The 17,192-nt window shown below is 59.3% G+C and carries 19 protein-coding genes; 6 read left to right on the top strand and 13 right to left on the bottom strand.

What is annotated here, in order from left to right:
• Nucleotides 1–250 precede the first annotated feature (250 nt).
• The 6 genes from AC3WWR_RS26360 to AC3WWR_RS26385 form a co-directional block, all read right to left on the bottom strand.
• Nucleotides 251–904, bottom strand: coding sequence for an O-methyltransferase (locus tag AC3WWR_RS26360; protein WP_492599193.1), 654 nt, complete (start codon nucleotides 902–904; stop codon nucleotides 251–253).
• 18 nt (nucleotides 905–922) lie between these two features.
• On the bottom strand, nucleotides 923–1,459 hold the full coding sequence (locus tag AC3WWR_RS26365) for a C40 family peptidase (RefSeq protein WP_020799785.1): 537 nt from the start codon (nucleotides 1,457–1,459) through the stop codon (nucleotides 923–925).
• A gap of 165 nt (nucleotides 1,460–1,624) precedes the next feature.
• Entirely contained in the window at nucleotides 1,625–2,272 is a 648-nt protein-coding gene (locus AC3WWR_RS26370; protein WP_042955704.1) for a C40 family peptidase, read from the bottom strand.
• A 226-nt stretch (nucleotides 2,273–2,498) separates the two neighbouring features.
• Entirely contained in the window at nucleotides 2,499–3,203 is a 705-nt protein-coding gene (hda, locus tag AC3WWR_RS26375; protein ID WP_008063324.1) for a DnaA regulatory inactivator Hda, read from the bottom strand.
• A gap of 197 nt (nucleotides 3,204–3,400) precedes the next feature.
• Nucleotides 3,401–4,474 (bottom strand): AI-2E family transporter, encoded by a 1,074-nt coding sequence (locus tag AC3WWR_RS26380; RefSeq protein ID WP_020799787.1) that lies wholly within the window; start codon nucleotides 4,472–4,474, stop codon nucleotides 3,401–3,403.
• Between the two features lie 37 nt (nucleotides 4,475–4,511).
• On the bottom strand, nucleotides 4,512–5,579 hold the full coding sequence (locus AC3WWR_RS26385) for a DUF2066 domain-containing protein (RefSeq protein ID WP_083348463.1): 1,068 nt from the start codon (nucleotides 5,577–5,579) through the stop codon (nucleotides 4,512–4,514).
• 386 nt (nucleotides 5,580–5,965) lie between these two features.
• On the opposite strand from AC3WWR_RS26385, the gene purM reads away from it, so the two are divergent.
• The 5 genes from purM to AC3WWR_RS26410 all read left to right on the top strand — a co-directional run bounded on the left by purM (nucleotide 5,966) and on the right by AC3WWR_RS26410 (nucleotide 9,864).
• Nucleotides 5,966–7,024 carry a phosphoribosylformylglycinamidine cyclo-ligase gene (purM, locus tag AC3WWR_RS26390; protein ID WP_492599194.1) on the top strand — a complete coding sequence of 353 codons (1,059 nt, stop codon included), beginning with the start codon at nucleotides 5,966–5,968 and terminating at the stop codon, nucleotides 7,022–7,024.
• Complete coding sequence (purN, locus tag AC3WWR_RS26395; protein ID WP_033044271.1) at nucleotides 7,024–7,674, top strand: phosphoribosylglycinamide formyltransferase; 651 nt, start codon at nucleotides 7,024–7,026, stop codon at nucleotides 7,672–7,674. The genes purM and purN overlap by 1 nt, the downstream gene beginning before the upstream one ends.
• Before the next feature lie 8 nt (nucleotides 7,675–7,682).
• Nucleotides 7,683–8,396 (top strand): DUF3108 domain-containing protein, encoded by a 714-nt coding sequence (locus AC3WWR_RS26400; RefSeq protein WP_020799791.1) that lies wholly within the window; start codon nucleotides 7,683–7,685, stop codon nucleotides 8,394–8,396.
• A gap of 128 nt (nucleotides 8,397–8,524) precedes the next feature.
• Nucleotides 8,525–8,941 (top strand): OsmC family protein, encoded by a 417-nt coding sequence (locus AC3WWR_RS26405; RefSeq protein ID WP_033044272.1) that lies wholly within the window; start codon nucleotides 8,525–8,527, stop codon nucleotides 8,939–8,941.
• A gap of 62 nt (nucleotides 8,942–9,003) precedes the next feature.
• A complete protein-coding gene (locus AC3WWR_RS26410; protein ID WP_151141012.1) occupies nucleotides 9,004–9,864 on the top strand; it encodes a pirin family protein in 861 nt (286 codons plus the stop codon).
• Between the two features lie 132 nt (nucleotides 9,865–9,996).
• On the opposite strand, the gene AC3WWR_RS26415 is transcribed toward AC3WWR_RS26410, so the two are convergent.
• The 4 genes from AC3WWR_RS26415 to AC3WWR_RS26430 form a co-directional block, all read right to left on the bottom strand.
• Nucleotides 9,997–10,725 carry a dienelactone hydrolase family protein gene (locus tag AC3WWR_RS26415; RefSeq protein WP_020799794.1) on the bottom strand — a complete coding sequence of 243 codons (729 nt, stop codon included), beginning with the start codon at nucleotides 10,723–10,725 and terminating at the stop codon, nucleotides 9,997–9,999.
• Nucleotides 10,726–10,793: 68 nt separating this feature from the next.
• Nucleotides 10,794–12,698, bottom strand: coding sequence for a molecular chaperone HtpG (gene htpG / locus AC3WWR_RS26420; RefSeq protein ID WP_033044612.1), 1,905 nt, complete (start codon nucleotides 12,696–12,698; stop codon nucleotides 10,794–10,796).
• An 81-nt stretch (nucleotides 12,699–12,779) separates the two neighbouring features.
• Nucleotides 12,780–13,232: a PaaI family thioesterase gene (locus AC3WWR_RS26425; RefSeq protein ID WP_489327809.1), complete on the bottom strand. Its 453-nt coding sequence runs from the start codon at nucleotides 13,230–13,232 to the stop codon at nucleotides 12,780–12,782.
• Complete coding sequence (locus AC3WWR_RS26430) at nucleotides 13,229–13,705, bottom strand: PaaI family thioesterase (protein WP_020799797.1); 477 nt, start codon at nucleotides 13,703–13,705, stop codon at nucleotides 13,229–13,231. The genes AC3WWR_RS26425 and AC3WWR_RS26430 overlap by 4 nt, the downstream gene beginning before the upstream one ends.
• A gap of 158 nt (nucleotides 13,706–13,863) precedes the next feature.
• Between AC3WWR_RS26430 and AC3WWR_RS26435 the strand changes: the two genes are divergently transcribed.
• Entirely contained in the window at nucleotides 13,864–14,100 is a 237-nt protein-coding gene (locus AC3WWR_RS26435) for a hypothetical protein (RefSeq protein WP_020799798.1), read from the top strand.
• A gap of 67 nt (nucleotides 14,101–14,167) precedes the next feature.
• Here AC3WWR_RS26435 and AC3WWR_RS26440 read toward each other — a convergent pair whose 3' ends face one another.
• From AC3WWR_RS26440 to brnQ, 3 genes are all read right to left on the bottom strand, one after another.
• Complete coding sequence (locus AC3WWR_RS26440; RefSeq protein WP_492599195.1) at nucleotides 14,168–14,569, bottom strand: MAPEG family protein; 402 nt, start codon at nucleotides 14,567–14,569, stop codon at nucleotides 14,168–14,170.
• Nucleotides 14,569–15,306 carry a DUF599 domain-containing protein gene (locus AC3WWR_RS26445; protein ID WP_020799800.1) on the bottom strand — a complete coding sequence of 246 codons (738 nt, stop codon included), beginning with the start codon at nucleotides 15,304–15,306 and terminating at the stop codon, nucleotides 14,569–14,571. The genes AC3WWR_RS26440 and AC3WWR_RS26445 overlap by 1 nt, the downstream gene beginning before the upstream one ends.
• Nucleotides 15,307–15,579: 273 nt before the next feature.
• Entirely contained in the window at nucleotides 15,580–16,893 is a 1,314-nt protein-coding gene (gene brnQ / locus AC3WWR_RS26450; RefSeq protein WP_020799801.1) for a branched-chain amino acid transport system II carrier protein, read from the bottom strand.
• Nucleotides 16,894–17,192: the final 299 nt, after the last annotated feature.

The following is a 17,192-nucleotide window of genomic DNA, read 5'->3' on the forward strand; positions in this document are numbered from 1 at the left end:
CGGAGCAGGACCGGAGCGAGGGTATGCCGAGCATTAGCGAGGCACCGAACGCCAGGGGCAAGAGCCCTTGGTTACTTAGGGCCGGGCGGCGTTCCGTTTTTCCAAGTAACTCGCTGTAAGAGCGAAACCCTAAGTGGCCGTTACCGCAGGAATGGATATGTACACAGTCAACAAAACATAGGCCGGCTGTCAGACCGCCATCGCCGGCAAGCCAGCTCCTACAGTTTGGATCGGGTACAAACGCGAGAGATCAGCGCTTACGGCAAAGGGTAAGCCCATCCCCCAGCGGCAACAGCGACAGATCCACCCGCGCGTCATCCTTCAGGGCGCGATTCAGCGCCTGGATGGCGCGGGTATCGGCGCTCTCGGGGTTGTCCTGAAGCACCCGGCCACTCCACAGGGTGTTATCGAACACCGCCAGTCCACCGTTGCGCAACAGACGAAGCGCCTGCTCCAGGTACGCCGGATAGTTGGCCTTGTCGGCATCGATGAAAATCAAATCAAACTGGCCTGGCTGATCCAGCGCGCCCAGGGTTTCCAGCGCAGGCGCCAGCCGCAGATCGATTCGCCCGGACAGGCCGGCCTCCTGCCAATAGCGGTGCGCGATGGCGTTGTAATCCCCGGGAATGTCACAGCAAATCAGCGAACCGTCAGTCGGCAATGCCGCTGCCATGCACAGGGCGCTGTAACCGGTGAACGTGCCGACTTCCAGCACACGCCTCGCACCGGTGAGCTTCACCAGCAACGCAAGAAACTGCCCCTGTTCCGGCGCCACCTGCCAGCGCGCCATGGGCAGCGCCTGGGTTTCATCGCGCAAGCGCTTGAGCAGCGGGGTTTCGCGCAGGGAGACGTCGAGCAGGTACTGATAGAGCGAATCGTCGAGATTGAGCGTGCGGGCAGTCATGACAACACCCTCTGGCGGTTACGGGTTGCGCGCCAAATGCTCGGGTTGCAGGACGCGCTTGGCACTCAGGTAGGCTCTTTGCCAATAAGCCTTGGACAAGCTGTCGAGCTTGACCGTGCCACCGGTAGCCGGCGCATGCACGAAACGGCCCTCGCCAACGTAGATGCCGGCATGGCTGACCTGGGAACCACCGTTGGTGGCGAAGAAAATCAGGTCACCGGTTTGCAGGCCTTCCTTGCCGACATTGGCCGCTTGCATGGAGATCATTTCGCGGGTGGTACGGGGCAGGGAAATACCGGCCATGTCACGGTAGACGTAGCCAATCAGGCCACTGCAATCAAATCCGGAGTCCGGCGTGTTACCGCCCCAGCGATAAGGCGTGCCGACCAGCCCCAACGCGCGAAACAGCACGTCTTGCGCTTCAGGCGAAAAGTCCTGGGAGGAATTGAACACGATGGGCGCGCGAACCACCGGCGCAGGCGGCGGTGTACGGCTTGCACAGGCACTGAGCAGCGCTGCGAACAACATGATTGCGAGGCGGGCCGACATCGTCATAAGCAGAGCATCCTGATCAGGCTGCGGCTAATTTCTGCGGGAGCGCAGAAAAGAAAACCGCCTGCGGATCACGCAGGCGGTTTGCCATCATTCATGAATCAGAATTTTAGCGCTTATCAGGCAAACTTCAAGTAAGACTTTAAGTTCGCCTTACGAAATGTGCGCTTACTTGCGGGCAGTGACGATTGGCGCCGCTGCAGGAGCCATGGCGAGTGCTCGCTTGGCTTCGATGAAGGTCTTGCTCCAGTAGCTATCACCGAGGTTGTCGATGCGCACACCACCGCTTTTGCGGCTGCTGGAGTGAATGAACTGATTGTCACCCAGGTAGATCCCGGCATGACTGACGCGACCGCGACGACCGTTGGTGGCGAAGAACAGCAGGTCACCTGGCTCAAGTTTACTGCGCGATACCAGCGGCGCGTCAACGTTGATCATTTCGCGAGTGGAGCGTGGCAGGTTCATGCCCGCTTCTTCACGGAACAGATAACCGATAAAACCGCTGCAATCGAAACCGGCTTCGGAGGTACCGCCGAAACGGTAACGGGTACCGATCAGGGACATGCCGCGTTCGAGGATGCTGTCGGCCAGAACCGGAAGCTGGTACGACTTACCATCGGCGAAGCTGGCCAGTTCTTTTTCAGTAGCCGCTTCTTCGAGTTCAAACGCTTGCTTATAGAGAGCGGAAGACTGGGCGGAACCGGAATGTTGAACCTGCTGTTGTTGCGCTTGCTCGGACACTGGCGTGTGGGCAGCGCAACCGAACAACAGGGTAACGAGTGCGAGGGGCACGAGGGGTGCAAAGCGATTTAGCATGGGCACGACCGTGGCTGAATGGTTTTCAAGAGCCGAGACTATGCCTTCTATCATCCTCATTTGCAAATTCAATCGAACTTTTTGTGACTTCTTGGTTTCCCGATTACATCTAAGCGCTAAAGCCCATTCCAGACACTTGCGCAGCCTGCCCCCATCAGGAAAGCGGATTTTCTGACGCCTTGAATCTGTCGAAATTCGCTGCAAGCCTTGAATTTACGGGACCTGGCTACCAGCCCAGGGTTTCTTTCAGGAACGGGATGGTCAGCTTGCGCTGCGCTTGAAGAGAGGCCTGGTCGAGCTGCTCAAGCAGTTCGAACAGCGCACTCATGCTACGAGTACCGCGAGTCAGGATAAAATGCCCGACTTCGTCGGTCAGGTGCAGGCCGCGACGCGACGCACGCAGTTGCAGGGCGCGCAACTTGTCTTCGTCGGAGAGTGGGCGCATCTGGAATATCAGCGCCAGGGTCAGGCGCGACTTGAGGTCCGCCAGCTTTACCGGCAGCTCGCGTGGCGAAGTCGACGCGGCAATCAACAGGCGCCGACCACTGTCACGCAGGCGGTTGAACAGGTGGAACAACGCTTCTTCCCAGTCAGCCTTGCCCGCCACCGCCTGCAAGTCATCCAGGCAGACCAGCTCGTATTGCTCGAGGTTGTCGAGAATCTCGATGCCGCGATCCATCAACTCGGCCAGCGGCAGGTACACCGCTGGCTCACCCATCTGTTCGAAGCGCAGGCACGCGGCCTGCAACAGATGCGTACGCCCTACCCCATGCTTGCCCCACAGGTAGATCAGGCTTTCGGTCCAGCCGGCGTCGGCTTCGCACAGCCGCTCGACATAGCCGAGTGCAGCGGCATTGGCGCCTGGGTAGTAGTTGATGAAGGTGGCGTCGTCACGCAGACGCACACCTAGGGGCAGCTGAATCGGTTTCATGCTGACTGAACAGTTCCAAAGGAACCGTTAGTGGCCTCTGTGTAAAGTTTGCGAAGTTTATACCCGTGAAGCCGACCGCACAATGCGACAGACCACAAGCAAAATCAAAGGTTTGCGTTAGCGCACCGGTTTTATGACAGATTCTCTGGCGCCATGGGCAGCCACCGGGCGTCAATCCGGGCTGCCCGCGCCCCCCTCTACAGCTCTGGCTCGTCCACACCACTGTACATACCAGAATCCTTATATAAATCATGCACATGGCGCAACAGCACCATGATCACCGCCGCCACGGGCAGCGCCAGCAACACACCGGTGAAACCAAACAGTTCGCCCCCGGCCAGAATGGCGAAGATCACTGCCACCGGGTGCAGGCCGATGCGGTCCCCCACCAACAAGGGCGTGAGCACCATGCCCTCGAGCGCCTGACCGACCATGAACACCGCGACAATACCCATCATGGGGTACAGATCGCCGCCAAACTGGAACAGCCCGGCAATCAGCGCCGCACCAATGCCAATGATAAAGCCCATGTACGGCACAATCGCCGCCAGACCGGCAATCATCCCGATCAACAGACCCAGCTCCAGGCCCACCAGCATTAGACCCGCGGCGTAGATCACGCCCAACGCGACCATCACCAGCAATTGCCCGCGGACGAAGGCACCAAGCACTTCATGGCACTCCGCAGCCAGCGCCACTGCGCGCTCTTCGCGATCGCGCGGCAGCAGGCTGCGGATCTTGGCCATCATCAGGTCCCAGTCCCGCAGCAAGTAGAAACTCACCACCGGAATCAACACCAGGTTCGCCAGCCAGCCGATCAACGCCAAACCAGATGCCGTCGCCTGGCTCAACACCACGCCCACGATGTCGGTCGTCTGCCCCATGTGCTCGCTGATCGCAGCCTTGAGCTTGTCGAACTTCCAGAAGCCCTCCGACAGGCCGAACTTCGATTGCGCCCAGGGCAATGCAGTGTGCTGCAGCCAATCGAGCATCTGCGGCGCCAGTTCATACAAGCGAAACAACTGCTTGGCGAGCATCGGCACCAACACCAGCAACAGCGTGGTGAAGATCAGGGTGAACAACGCAAATACCGCAATCACGCCCCAGGTCCGGGACAGTCCGGCGTTTTCCAGCCGATCCACCAGGGGATCAAACAGATAGGCCAACAACAACGCCACCAGGAACGGCGTGAGGATCGGGTGCAACAGCCAGACAAACGCGCAGAGCAAGAGCACTCCACCCAACCAGAACCAACGCCGCGTATCGGCCATGAACCACTCCATTGCTTCTATATAAAGAAAGAAAATCCTACCAGCGGAAACGCAATTGCGGCGTCGGTGCCGGTGCGGGCGCTACCGCGGGAACCGAACCACCGGCGACAGGCTGGACCGGCACCGCGGGCACCGGCGCCGGCTCCCCCGCAACCTCCTGCAACCTGGCCAGCGATAATTGCGCTCGCAGTTGATCGGTACTGCCATTGACCCGATAAAGAATCCGGTCGCCGTCGACACTTTGCGGACGACCGCCGAAAGGCTCCAACAGGCGCCCCAGGGTCGCATACCGCTCCAGATTCATGCCTTGGACCTCCAGCAACTGCGCGGCCGAGGCCCCAGGCTTTACGACAAATCGAGGCGCCAGCCGCTGGTTGACCGCCAGCATCACCGCGTCCGCCAATGCGGCTTGATCGGCGCCTTGGGCGCTGCCGGCCTCTTTCTGGTCGCCCAGCCACAATTGCCACTTGGCTTGCCATTGGCCGCCCTCTTCACGGGCATGGACCGCCAGCAAGGCGTCGGCATTGTAACGCTGTGACGCGCTGCGCAGTGCCGACGGATCGGCACTTTCCAGATTCGGCCCGGTGCCGACGATTTGTTCGTTCAAGTCCGCCAGCGGCAGACGCAGGGGTAAACCACGGTGCTGCGCGGCGCGACGCAGGGGTGTCGCACCGGCCTGACCATCGCCCACCAGGCTCGAACCCTCGGTGTAATCGTTCAACCACCAGCCCAGTATCGACGGCCGATTGGCGCCCCACATCGCCAACCCGGCCCGACGCAGGGCCTGATCGGTGGTGCCCGGGTCGAAATCGACTTTCAACACTTCCGGCGGGCCTGCCTCAAAGCCGTATTGGCTGATGATTTGCTGCGGGTCTTTGCGAATCGCCGCCAACCCGGGATTCTGCGGCGCCTTGGGATCGCCGGTCAGGCGCAAGACCAGCGTATCGAGCGCTCGCTGCGTGGCTTGCTCACGCTCCTCTGGCGACTGGCCGTTGACCGGTTCGCGCACTTGATAGAGGCCTTTGACGGTTTCAGCATGGCCTACCAGGCTGGTCAGGCTAACCAGTGACAAACAGCCCACAAACAAGAATTTACAAAAACCCATGGAATATTCCTGAAGACAAAGGCGGCTGGAACAGACCGCATGAAGGCGATCGGGCAAGGCTGTGACCATTGCCGAACGCAAAACATTCACACGCCCTGGGTAAGTTTTCGCACTGTGCTAACGATAGACGGTTAATGACGACACCCCGTACAGGCGAGCAGGATGTCATCCACACCAACTAATGGCAGTTTTTTTCGGCCGATATGCCCCCTGCCGTCGGCGTGAGGATGGCCGCTGCCCTTCAAGCCTGATAAAATCGCGCGCCTTCGCAGACCGGCAACAGCCGGGCACCCTCGAATATCGCGTGAGGCAATCACCTTCGTCGATGTCGGCGGTCCCGCTGGACTCGGTCGTTACCCAGAAATCCCCCCCTAAAGGCCTGGATCATGAGCAAGCAACCCTCCCTGAGCTACAAGGACGCCGGTGTAGACATCGACGCCGGTGAAGCATTGGTCGAACGCATCAAGAGCGTCGCCAAGCGCACTGCGCGCCCGGAAGTCATGGGCGGCCTGGGCGGTTTTGGCGCCCTCTGCGAAATCCCGGCCGGCTACAAGCAGCCCGTGCTGGTTTCCGGTACTGACGGCGTCGGCACCAAGCTGCGCCTGGCCTTGAACCTGAACAAGCACGACAGCATCGGCATCGACCTGGTTGCCATGTGCGTCAACGACCTGGTGGTGTGCGGCGCAGAACCGCTGTTCTTCCTCGACTACTACGCCACCGGCAAGCTCAACGTCGAAACCGCGACCCAGGTCGTGACTGGCATCGGCGCTGGTTGCGAACTGTCCGGTTGCTCCCTGGTGGGCGGCGAAACCGCAGAAATGCCTGGCATGTACGAAGGCGAAGACTACGACCTGGCCGGCTTCTGCGTTGGCGTCGTGGAAAAAGCCGAGATCATCGACGGCTCCAAGGTCGCTGCTGGCGATGCCCTGCTCGCCCTGCCGTCTTCCGGCCCGCACTCCAACGGCTACTCGCTGATCCGCAAGATCATCGAAGTATCCGGTGCCGACATCGAGAACACCCAACTCGACGGCAAGCCGCTGACCGACCTGCTGATGGCCCCGACCCGTATCTACGTGAAGCCGCTGCTCAAGCTGATCAAGGAAACAGGCGCGGTCAAGGCCATGGCCCACATCACCGGTGGCGGCCTGCTGGACAACATCCCGCGCGTCCTGCCAAAAGGCGCACAAGCGGTGGTTAACGTGGCAAGCTGGACTCGCCCTGCGGTGTTCGACTGGCTGCAGGAAAAAGGCAACGTCGACGAAAACGAAATGCACCGCGTCCTGAACTGCGGCGTAGGCATGGTTATCTGCGTCGCTCAAGAGCACGTGGAAACCGCGCTGAACGTGCTGCGTGAAGCTGGCGAGCAGCCTTGGGTCATCGGTCAGATCGCCACCGCTGCCGAAGGCGCAGCCCAGGTTGAACTGAAGAACCTCAAGGCTCATTAATGTCAGCCACCTGTGATGTTGTGGTGCTGCTCTCCGGCACCGGCAGTAACTTGCAGGCCTTGATCGACAGCACGCAGACCGGCGACAGCCCGGTCCGCGTCGCTGCGGTGATCTCCAACCGCGCCGACGCCTACGGCCTGCAACGTGCCAGGGACGCGGGTATCGAAACCCGCACCCTGGATCACAAGGCTTTCGAAGGCCGCGAGGCCTTCGACGCCGCGCTGATCGAACTGATCGACGCCTTCAATCCCAAACTCGTGGTGCTGGCCGGATTCATGCGCATTCTCAGCGCTGATTTCGTACGCCATTACGCCGGTCGCCTGCTCAATATCCATCCCTCGCTGTTGCCCAAATACAAAGGGTTACACACTCATCAGCGCGCGCTGGAGGCCGGGGACGCCGAACACGGCTGCTCCGTGCACTTCGTCACCGAGGAACTCGATGGCGGACCACTGGTCGTACAAGCAGTAATACCGGTAGAGTTGCACGACTCGCCGCAGAGCCTGGCGCAGCGAGTCCATGTACAGGAACACCTGATCTACCCCATGGCCGTACGCTGGTTTGCCGAAGGCCGGCTATCGCTCAGTGAACAAGGTGCTTTACTGGATGGACAGTTGCTTGCGCCCAGCGGCCACTTGATTCGAACCTAGGAGATTTTATGCGTCGCGCCCTGCTCTTCGCTTGTGCTCTGCTCGCCTTGCCCTTCGCACAGGCCGCAGACCTTCAACCCTTCTCCGCCAGCTACACCGCCGACTGGAAACAGTTGCCCATGAGCGGCACGGCTGAACGCAGCCTGACCAAGCAAGCCAATGGCGTCTGGAAGCTCAACTTCAAGGCGTCGATGATGATCGCCAGCCTGTCCGAAGAAAGCACCCTGACCGTCGACAAGGACACCTTGCTGCCACAGTCCTACCATTTCGAACGCGGAGGCCTGGGCAAAGCCAAGAAGGCCGACCTGGACTTCGACTGGACCGCCAAGAAGGTTACCGGTACCGATCGTGGTGACGCGGTCAATATCCCGCTGAACCGCGGCATGCTCGACAAATCCACCTACCAGCTGGCGCTGCAGCATGACGTGGCCGCCGGCAAGAAAAGCATGAGCTATCAGGTGGTCGATGATGGCGAAGTCGATACCTATGACTTCCGCGTGCTGGGTGCGGAAAAAGTCGATACCAAGGCTGGCCAGATCGATGCGATCAAGGTCGAGCGCGTGCGCGACCCGACACAAAGCAAGCGCATCACCGTCCTGTGGTTCGCCAAGGATTGGGATTACCTGCTGGTCCGCCTGCAACAGGTCGAGACCGACGGCAAGGAGTACAACATCATGCTCCTGGACGGCACGGTCAACGGCAAGCCGGTTAAAGGCAGCTGAGCCCACCGACATGAAAAAGCCTCGCGATTGCGGGGCTTTTTTTTTGGAACGCACCATCGGAGCAAGGCTCTATACCTTCAACGCCTTTTTTGATCGAATGACCTTTCCCGTCGCTTGCGAGGTTTCCCATGACTGTCACCGTCAACACCGTCTCCGCCGAAGGTTTGCGCCATACCGTACAGATCGATGATCACGAACTCTTTGCCGATGCGCCCGTTACCGCAGGCGGCGAAGGCTCGGCCCCGGAGCCACACGATTACTTCGATGCCGCACTGGGCGCATGCAAGGCCCTGACCTTGAAGATGTATGCGAAGAAAAAGGACATTCCGCTGACGGGGGTTGGCGTGGAGGTCAAACGCGACAACAGTGAAGAGCAGAAAGGCAAATATGCCCTGCATGTGAAACTGACCCTCAAGGGTGTACTCACCGACGCCCAGCGCGAAGAGCTGCACCGCGTGGCCGACCGCTGCCCGGTACACAAGCTGATGACCAGCAGTGAAGTCAGCATCGAAACCCATCTGTCCGAAGGCGCGTTCAGCCAATAGCGGCAACGGCTGCGCAAGCGGGTTATGCTCGACCGCATCACCCGCTCAGCCTGGAACGCACCATGAACACTCCGCTCGTGATCCGCCCCCGCGCCGAAGATGTCGAAGGCCAACCGATTCTTCGCCCTTTGCCGTCAGCCAAATGCCGCAATGTCGGGCCCTTCGTGTTTTTCGACCACATGCTGCAAACCCGCTATGCCGCGGGAGAAGGCATGAACATCCGCCAGCATCCGCACATCGGCCTGTCCACCCTCACCTACCTCTTTGAAGGCCAGCTGCAGCACAAGGACAGCCTTGGCTCGGATCAGGTGGTGAGCGCCGGCGATGTCAGCTGGATGACCGCCGGCAGCGCGATCGCCCATGTCGAGCGCACACCCCAGGCACTGAAAGAAAGCGGCTTTACGATGCACGGCCTGCAGATCTGGCTGGCGTCGCCAAAAGACCGGGAGCAGGGCCCGGGACACTACAGTCATCACCCGGCGAGCACCTTGCCAGTCAGCGAGAACCTTGGGGTGAAGATCCGCATGATCGCAGGCTCGGGCTTTTGCCTGGAATCGCCAGTGCCGGTGCTTTCCCCTACGCTGTATGCCGAACTGCACCTGCAAACGGCGACGACCTTGCTGATTCCCACCGAGCATGAAGAGCGCGCGCTGTATGTGTTGAGCGGTGAAGTGCGATTGGATGGCGAATCGATAGAGCCGCATTCGCTGGTGGTGTTGCCGCCCGGGGAAGAGATGACATTGTTCGCCGAGAGCGACTGTCATGCTGTGGTGTTCGGTGGCGCGCCGCTGGACGGGCCACGGCGGATCAACTGGAATTTCGTGGCAAGCGACCCGGCGGCTATCGATGAAGCGCGGCGGCGCTGGGCGGCCGGGGATTGGCCAACGGTGCCGGGGGAAGTTGAGAGGATTGAACTGCCTTAAATTCTTTTTAGCAGTTACACCGCCTTCGCGAGCAAGCCCGCTCCCACAGTTGACCGCATTCTAATGTGGGAGCGGGCTTGCTCGCGAAGAGGCCGGCACTAACACCAACCAGGTGAAGCAAAACTACCGCAATCAGCCCTTGAACACTTCATCCAGCAAGTTGTGCATCGAAGTGAACGCGCGTGCGGCGACCTTCGCGTCGTACATCATCATGCCCGGCACGTTCGCATGCGGATCGGTGAAAGAATGGAACGCACCGCCGTAACTCAGCAGTTGCCAATCCACGCCAGCCGCGTTCATTTCATCTTCAAACGCGGGCAGCTGTTCTTTAGGCACCAATGGATCGGAAGCGCCATGCAGTACCAGCACCTTGCCCTTGATGTTTTTCGCATCGGCCGGATTCGGTGTATCCAGCGTGCCGTGGAACGAGACAGCCGCTTTCACCGGCGCACCCGTACGGGCAAACTCCAGCGCGCAGCAGCCACCGAAACAGAAACCGAACGTGGCCAGTTTCGACGTATCGACAGCGGCCTCACCCTGGCTTTGCAACTGTTCGAACGCCACTTGCATGCGCTTGCGCAGCAACGGCCGGTCATTCTTGAGCGGCATCATTGCCGCGCCTGCCTCATCATTGTTCTGCGGGCGCACCGATTGGCCGTAGAGGTCCGCGATCAGCACCACATAGCCCTTGGCCGCCACCGATTTGGCGATTTCCTCGGCACCGGCACCCACGCCCATCCAGTTCGGCGCCATCAACAAACCCGGACGCGGGCCCTTGTGATCAGCGTCGAAGGCCAGGCGGCTTTCGTACGGCTGGCCGTCAATCTGATAAGCAACAGAACGTACAGTGATTTGGCTCATATCTGACTCCTGATTATTTAAACACCAGAATGAAAAAACCCGCCGAAGCGGGTTTTTCTACAACGCCGTTAAGCCGACAGCTCAACCAGCAGCTTGTTCAGACGGCGCACATAGGCCGCCGGGTCTTTCAAGCTGTCGCCGGCCGCCAGGGCCGCTTGATCGAAGAGGATGTGCGACAGATCGCCGAAGCGCTCGTCGCTCTGCTCGCTGTCGAGCTTCTCGATCAGTGGGTGAGCCGGGTTGAATTCGAAGATCGGCTTCGAATCCGGAACCTTCTGCCCGCTGGCTTCGAGGATCTGACGCATCTGCAGGCCCAGGTCCTGCTCGCCGATGGCCAGGATCGCCGGGGAATCGGTCAGGCGATGGGATACCCGTACTTCAGCAACGGATTCGCCCAGTGCAGTCTTCAGACGCTCAACCAGGCCTTCTTTGGACTTGGCGACTTCTTCAGCGGCTTTCTTGTCCTCTTCCGAGTCCAGGTTGCCGAGGTCCAGGTCACCGCGTGCCACGTCGACAAAGCCCTTGCCGTCGAAATCGCTGAGGTAGCTCATCAGCCACTCGTCGATACGGTCGGTCAGCAGCAGCACTTCGATGCCTTTCTTGCGGAAGACTTCCAGGTGCGGGCTGTTCTTGACTTGCGCGTAGGTTTCGCCGGTCAGGTAGTAGATCTTGTCCTGGCCTTCCTTGGCGCGTGCCAGGTACTCAGTCAGGCCGACAACCTGTTCGCCGTCATCACCATTGGTCGAGGCAAAACGCAGCAAGCCAGCGATTTTCTCTTTGTTGGCGAAGTCTTCTGCCGGGCCTTCTTTCATGACCTGGCCGAAGTTTTTCCAGAAGCCCTTGTATTGCTCTGGATCGTTCTTCGCCAGCTTTTCCAGCATGTCCAGCACGCGCTTGGTCAGTGCCGACTTCATGGAGTCGATGATCGGGTCTTTCTGCAGGATTTCCCGCGACACGTTCAGCGACAGGTCGTTGGAGTCGACCACGCCCTTGATGAAGCGCAGGTACAGCGGCAGGAAGGACTCGGCCTGATCCATGACGAACACGCGCTGCACGTACAGCTTCAGGCCTTTCGGCGCTTCACGCTGGTACAGGTCGAATGGAGCACGGGCCGGCACGTACAGCAGCGAGCTGTATTCCAGCTTGCCTTCGACCTTGTTGTGGCTCCAGCTCAGCGGGTTTTCGAAGTCGTGGGCGATGTGCTTGTAGAACTCCTGGTATTCCTCGTCCTTGATTTCGGTACGCGGACGGGTCCACAAGGCGCTGGCGCGGTTGACGGTTTCCCATTCAACGGCAGGCTTCTCTTCACCCTCGACAGCTGCCACTTCTTTGGGCAACTCGATCGGCAAGGCGATGTGGTCGGAATACTTCTTGATGATGTTACGCAGGCGCCAGCCATCGGCGAACTCGTCTTCACCGGATTTCAGGTGCAGGACGATACGGGTACCGCGCTCGGCCTTGTCGATGGTCGCGACTTCGAAATCGCCCTCACCTTTGGACGACCAGTGCACGCCTTCGCTGGCATCGCTGCCCGCACGACGGCTGTACACATCGACTTTGTCGGCGACGATGAAGGCCGAGTAGAAGCCAACACCGAACTGACCGATCAGGTGCGAGTCTTTCTTCTGGTCGCCCGTCAGGTGCTTCATGAAATCGGCGGTGCCGGATTTGGCGATGGTGCCCAAGTGGGTGATCGCATCTTCGCGGCTCATGCCGATGCCGTTGTCTTCGAGGGTGACGGTCTTGGCGTCCTTGTCGAAGCTCACACGGATTTTCAGCTCAGCGCCGCCTTCGAGCAATTGCGGCTTGGCCAGCGCTTCGAAACGTAATTTGTCTACAGCGTCAGAGGCGTTCGAGATCAGTTCGCGAAGGAAAATTTCCTTGTTGGAATACAGCGAATGGATCATGAGGTGCAGCAGTTGCTTCACCTCGGTCTGGAAGCCCAGGGTTTCCTTTTGAGTTTCCACACTCATGGTCATCAAACTCCAATCAGATGGCATAAGCCGCGACCATGAGGGTCGGCGGCGGGTTGTCATCAGAGTTGGGGGCTCCATTCAGGATTTCAAGGGCTCATCGAGTTTGAAATGCGCCCGCGCCGTGGCGATGGGCTCGGCTTCAGTGCTTTGCCACGCGGTTACCGCCACATTGGCGACCCGGCGTCCCTGGCGACAGACCTGGCAGCGGGCCCAGGTATCGCGAAACTGCCCGGCGCGCAGGTAATCGAGGGAGAAGTCGATGATCTTTGGCACGCGAGGCGAACCGGTGGCCACCAACAGGTGCAGCGCGGCGGACAATTCCATGAACCCGGCGATTACGCCGCCATGGATGGCCGGCAATAAAGGGTTACCTATGTTGTCCTTGTTGGCCGGCAGGCGAAACAACAACTCATCCCCCACCCGCGAACATTCGACACCGATCAAACTGGCGTAGGGAATCAGGCTCAACAACGGGGCGTACTCTCCCCGCTCATGGGCCAGTTGCACTTGCTCCTTGAACGACTCACTCATGCCGCACCTCCGGCGATAGTGCCGCCAAAACCCTTGGTGCCTTTGATGCCCTTGCCCATGCGCATGAAAGTGCCCACGACATGGGCAATGGGCTGTTCGGGATCATCCTGATAGGCAAAGCCGCGGGCAAAGATCACATCAGTGGTCACCCGATAGCATTGCGCGAAACCGTAGACATCCTTGTTCGGTTCGGCTGCGTGCATGTAGTCGATGCGCAAATCGAGGGTGGGGCAAACTTCGAACTCCGGGAGCACGCAGAGGGTAGACATGCCGCAAGCGGTGTCCATCAATGTGGTCAGGACGCCGCCGTGAATCACGCCCGTCAGGGGATTGCCGACGATCTGCGGGCTATAAGGCAGCACCACGGTGAGCCCGTCGGCACTGGCGCTGTGAACTCGTAATCCGAGCACCTGGCAATGCCGCAGCGCCGACAAAAATCGTGTTGCACGCTCAAAAACGGGATTTTCAGCCATTTGATAAAGACTCTTGTTTACAGTGCTTCAATGAAGTCGGGGCCCAGGTAAAAGTTCCGCGTTAGAACAAACTTATATATCTCTGGGATTTGAGGAACTTAACCCTGTTGGCTGTGCTCTTAAGGCCAGTAGATAATTTCCATAAGGAGAAACACCCCATGCGTAAGACTTTAGCTATTGCCTTGATGTTGACCGCTTCCCTCGGTCTCGCTGCCTGCGATAAAAAATCCGAGGACAAAGCTCAAGATGCCAACCAACATGCTGAGCAAGCCCAGGAAAAAATGAGCGAAGCTCAGGATAAAGTGAACGATGCGGCGAAAGAAAACGCCGAAGCTGCCAAAGCTCAGGCTGAATCGAACGCAGCAGCACAAGAAGAAGCTGCCAAGAAGCAATAAGCCGCTTCTCGCTGCGATTCAAGAAAACCCGCCAAGTGCGGGTTTTCTTTTATCGGCGATTGACTCGTTAGAGCAAAATCGCTCGAAAAGTCGGACTAATCATCAACAACAACGAGCAGATCAAACCCACCAGCCACACCAGACTTCGCTGCCAGGCCAGGTCCTTCCAATAGCACACCAGATAGATAACTCGCGCTACCACAAAGATAATTGCCAGCAAATCGATGAGCCATCCCGCTGTTTGCGTGGTGTGGGCCATCAACACACCCACCGCAAACAATATGAAAGCTTCGAAGCTGTTCTGATGGGCCGCCACCGCGCGCGCGCCCAGGCCTGTAAGTTGCGCCTGCTGTTGGCGCGGCAGGTGGTTGTTGTAACCCCCCTGCTGTTTCATCGCCGTGGTCACGGGCATGCGCGCCACGTAAATCAGCACGGCACTGATAAATACGCACCAGAATGGAATACTCATCAAGCGGCCTCTTTGTTCGCCTCGGGCAACGGTGCCTCTGTAGGGGTATAGACCATGACATCGAGAACGTCGGAGTGAAACTCACGGCGGTACAGCACGAACACGACGCCGGCACTCATCAACATGAACAACCAGGGGCTGACGAACCAGGCCAACATGGTCATGCCGAAATAGTAGGAACGCAGGCCGAAGTTGAACTGGTTGGCGGCCATGGAAATAACCCGGGCAGCACGGTTGGCAAAGGCTTTGCGCTCCAGCTCCGACACATGTCGCTCACCGACCATGGGCGCCGAGCCCACCAGGATGGCCGCGAAGTTGTACTGGCGCATGCACCAGCTGAAGGTAAAGAACGCGTAGACGAACACCAGTGCCAGGCACAACAACTTGATCTCGGACATCCCCTGGGAAGCCTGTTGCACCATCGGGATATCCGCCAGCAACGACACCGCCCTTTCGGACGCCCCAAGTACCGTGAGAATACCGGCCAGGATAATCAGGGTACTGGAGGCAAAGAACGACGCATTGCGTTCCAGGTTGCCGATCACGCTGGCATCGGCGATGCGGTTATCACGCAACAGCATGCGGCGCATCCAGTCTTCGCGATACAGATGCAGCACGCTGGCCAGGCAGGCGGTATCTCGGCCTTTCCAGGTCGCATAGCGGGTGTAGCCGCCCCAGCAGATGACGAACCAGATGGCAGCGAGGATGTGGATCAGGTTGGCTTGGATGAACGACATGCAGGTCCTTGTGATGTGGTGGCGGAACACCGTACCCCTTGTAGGAGCGAGTATGCTCGCGAAGGTCGCGAACTATGGCGCGTGTTTACTGAATACACGCGTTGCTCTCAGGTTTTTCGCGAGCATGCTCGCTCCTATAGGGGATTGCGCAGTCTTTCGACGTTAGCGCAGAAGAAAAGACACCGCATCACCCCATAAAAAAATGCCCCGTATCGATTGATACGGGGCATTTCTGTGTCGTTTACAGGCCCGCTTGTGGCGGGCCGGTAAAGCTTAAGCCAACGCTTCTTCGCGCTTGCCCAGCAGGCGATCGCAAACCACGGCAACCACCAGGGTCATCACCGAAGGCACCAGCCAGGCCAGGCCCTGCTCGCTGAGTGGCAAGTGCGCCAGTTGCGTCGGCATCCAGTCCGCCAGACCCGCGCCCTTGAGCGCGTCGATCAGGCCGAAGATGAACGACACCAGCATCACCGGGCCGACAATGCGCCCTTGTTCATGCCAGAAGTCCTTGCAGAAGCTCAGGGCCACCAAGGCGATGCACGGCGGGTAGATCGCGGTCAGGACAGGGATCGAGAACGCGATCAGCTTGGTCAGGCCCAGGTTGGACACCAGCAGCGAGAACGCCGCGAGGATAATCACCAGCGTCTTGTAGGACAGTGGCAGCACACGGCTGAAGTATTCGGCGCAGGCGCAGGTCAGGCCAACAGCGGTCACCAGGCACGCCAGGGAAATCAGCACCGCAAGGAATCCGCTGCCCAGCGAACCGAAGGTGTGTTGTACGTAGGCGTGCAAGACCGCCGCGCCGTTGGTAGCGCCAGCCGCCACTTCATGGCTGCCCGAGCCCAGGCGAAACAGGCTGATGTAGACAAGCGCCAGGCCCACGCCGGCGATCAAGCCGGCAATGATCGCGTAGCGGGTGATCAGCGCTGGCGACTCGACGCCGCGCGAGCGAATGGCATTGACGATCACGATGCCGAACACCAGCGCACCGAGGGTGTCCATGGTCAGGTAACCATTGATGAACCCCTGGGAAAACGGCGCCGCCACGTACTCAGGCGTAGCATGGCCGATATCACCGGCGGGCAAAGCGAACGCAGCGATGCCGAGCGCGGCCAAAGCGATGATCTTCAGCGGTGCGAGGAAACGCCCGACGGTATCCAGCAGGCGGCCCGGATAGAGCGAAATGAAGAACACCACCAGGAAGTACACCGAGCTGTAGAGGAACAACGCCAGTGGGCTTTCGCCGGTCAGGGGTGCCAGGCCGACTTCAAAGGACACGGTAGCGGTACGCGGCGTGGCGAACAGCGGGCCGACAGCGAGGTAGCACGCTGCTGCCAGCAAGCCACCGGCGATCTTGCCGATCGGGCTGCTCAGCGCATCCATGGCGCCACCGACCTTGGCCAGGGCAACGACAGTGACCACGGGCAGGCCCACTGCGGTGATCAGGAAGCCCAGTGCCGCCATCCAGACATGAGGTCCGGACTGCAAACCGACGATAGGCGGGAAGATGATGTTGCCAGCCCCGACGAACAGGGCAAACGTCATAAAACCAAGTGCCAGGATGTCCTGGCCTTTCAACACTTTCATTAAGGAAATACCACACTACTGAATCGGAATTTAGAGAGGGATTTCCCTATGGGTGAGGGAAATGCTGTCGGTCCGTATGGGGCCAACCCTTTAAGCGCGTTGCAGCCTTGTGGGCGCGGACGCAAAAATGGCGCGTAGCCTAACGAATTTGGGCGACAAACGCACTGTTTGAGGGCGAACTATCCGATACACGACGTTTCCATGTCGCGTTTACATACTTAATTTTCCCGCCCCGACCCAGATCGTGGGAACGATCAGCCACAAACGACAAAGGCCACCCGAAGGTGGCCTTTGTTTGG

The organism is Pseudomonas sp. EB271-G4-1 (assembly GCF_058791355.1).

Excerpts from the sequence above, each read along its gene's own strand:
- purN (WP_033044271.1), top strand. The coding sequence starts at position 7,024 with ATGTCAGCCACCTGTGATGTTGTGGTGCTGCTCTCCGGCACCGGCAGT.
- AC3WWR_RS26435 (WP_020799798.1), top strand. The coding sequence starts at position 13,864 with ATGCGTAAGACTTTAGCTATTGCCTTGATGTTGACCGCTTCCCTCGGT.
- AC3WWR_RS26445 (WP_020799800.1), bottom strand. The coding sequence starts at position 15,306 with ATGTCGTTCATCCAAGCCAACCTGATCCACATCCTCGCTGCCATCTGG.
- AC3WWR_RS26405 (WP_033044272.1), top strand. The coding sequence starts at position 8,525 with ATGACTGTCACCGTCAACACCGTCTCCGCCGAAGGTTTGCGCCATACC.
- AC3WWR_RS26380 (WP_020799787.1), bottom strand. The coding sequence starts at position 4,474 with ATGGCCGATACGCGGCGTTGGTTCTGGTTGGGTGGAGTGCTCTTGCTC.
- brnQ (WP_020799801.1), bottom strand. The coding sequence starts at position 16,893 with ATGAAAGTGTTGAAAGGCCAGGACATCCTGGCACTTGGTTTTATGACG.
- AC3WWR_RS26385 (WP_083348463.1), bottom strand. The coding sequence starts at position 5,579 with ATGGGTTTTTGTAAATTCTTGTTTGTGGGCTGTTTGTCACTGGTTAGC.
- AC3WWR_RS26425 (WP_489327809.1), bottom strand. The coding sequence starts at position 13,232 with ATGAGTGAGTCGTTCAAGGAGCAAGTGCAACTGGCCCATGAGCGGGGA.
- AC3WWR_RS26360 (WP_492599193.1), bottom strand. The coding sequence starts at position 904 with ATGACTGCCCGCACGCTCAATCTCGACGATTCGCTCTATCAGTACCTG.
- AC3WWR_RS26365 (WP_020799785.1), bottom strand. The coding sequence starts at position 1,459 with ATGACGATGTCGGCCCGCCTCGCAATCATGTTGTTCGCAGCGCTGCTC.
- AC3WWR_RS26415 (WP_020799794.1), bottom strand. The coding sequence starts at position 10,725 with ATGAGCCAAATCACTGTACGTTCTGTTGCTTATCAGATTGACGGCCAG.
- purM (WP_492599194.1), top strand. The coding sequence starts at position 5,966 with ATGAGCAAGCAACCCTCCCTGAGCTACAAGGACGCCGGTGTAGACATC.
- AC3WWR_RS26370 (WP_042955704.1), bottom strand. The coding sequence starts at position 2,272 with ATGCTAAATCGCTTTGCACCCCTCGTGCCCCTCGCACTCGTTACCCTG.
- AC3WWR_RS26440 (WP_492599195.1), bottom strand. The coding sequence starts at position 14,569 with ATGAGTATTCCATTCTGGTGCGTATTTATCAGTGCCGTGCTGATTTAC.
- htpG (WP_033044612.1), bottom strand. The coding sequence starts at position 12,698 with ATGAGTGTGGAAACTCAAAAGGAAACCCTGGGCTTCCAGACCGAGGTG.
- hda (WP_008063324.1), bottom strand. The coding sequence starts at position 3,203 with ATGAAACCGATTCAGCTGCCCCTAGGTGTGCGTCTGCGTGACGACGCC.
- AC3WWR_RS26400 (WP_020799791.1), top strand. The coding sequence starts at position 7,683 with ATGCGTCGCGCCCTGCTCTTCGCTTGTGCTCTGCTCGCCTTGCCCTTC.
- AC3WWR_RS26410 (WP_151141012.1), top strand. The coding sequence starts at position 9,004 with ATGAACACTCCGCTCGTGATCCGCCCCCGCGCCGAAGATGTCGAAGGC.
- AC3WWR_RS26430 (WP_020799797.1), bottom strand. The coding sequence starts at position 13,705 with ATGGCTGAAAATCCCGTTTTTGAGCGTGCAACACGATTTTTGTCGGCG.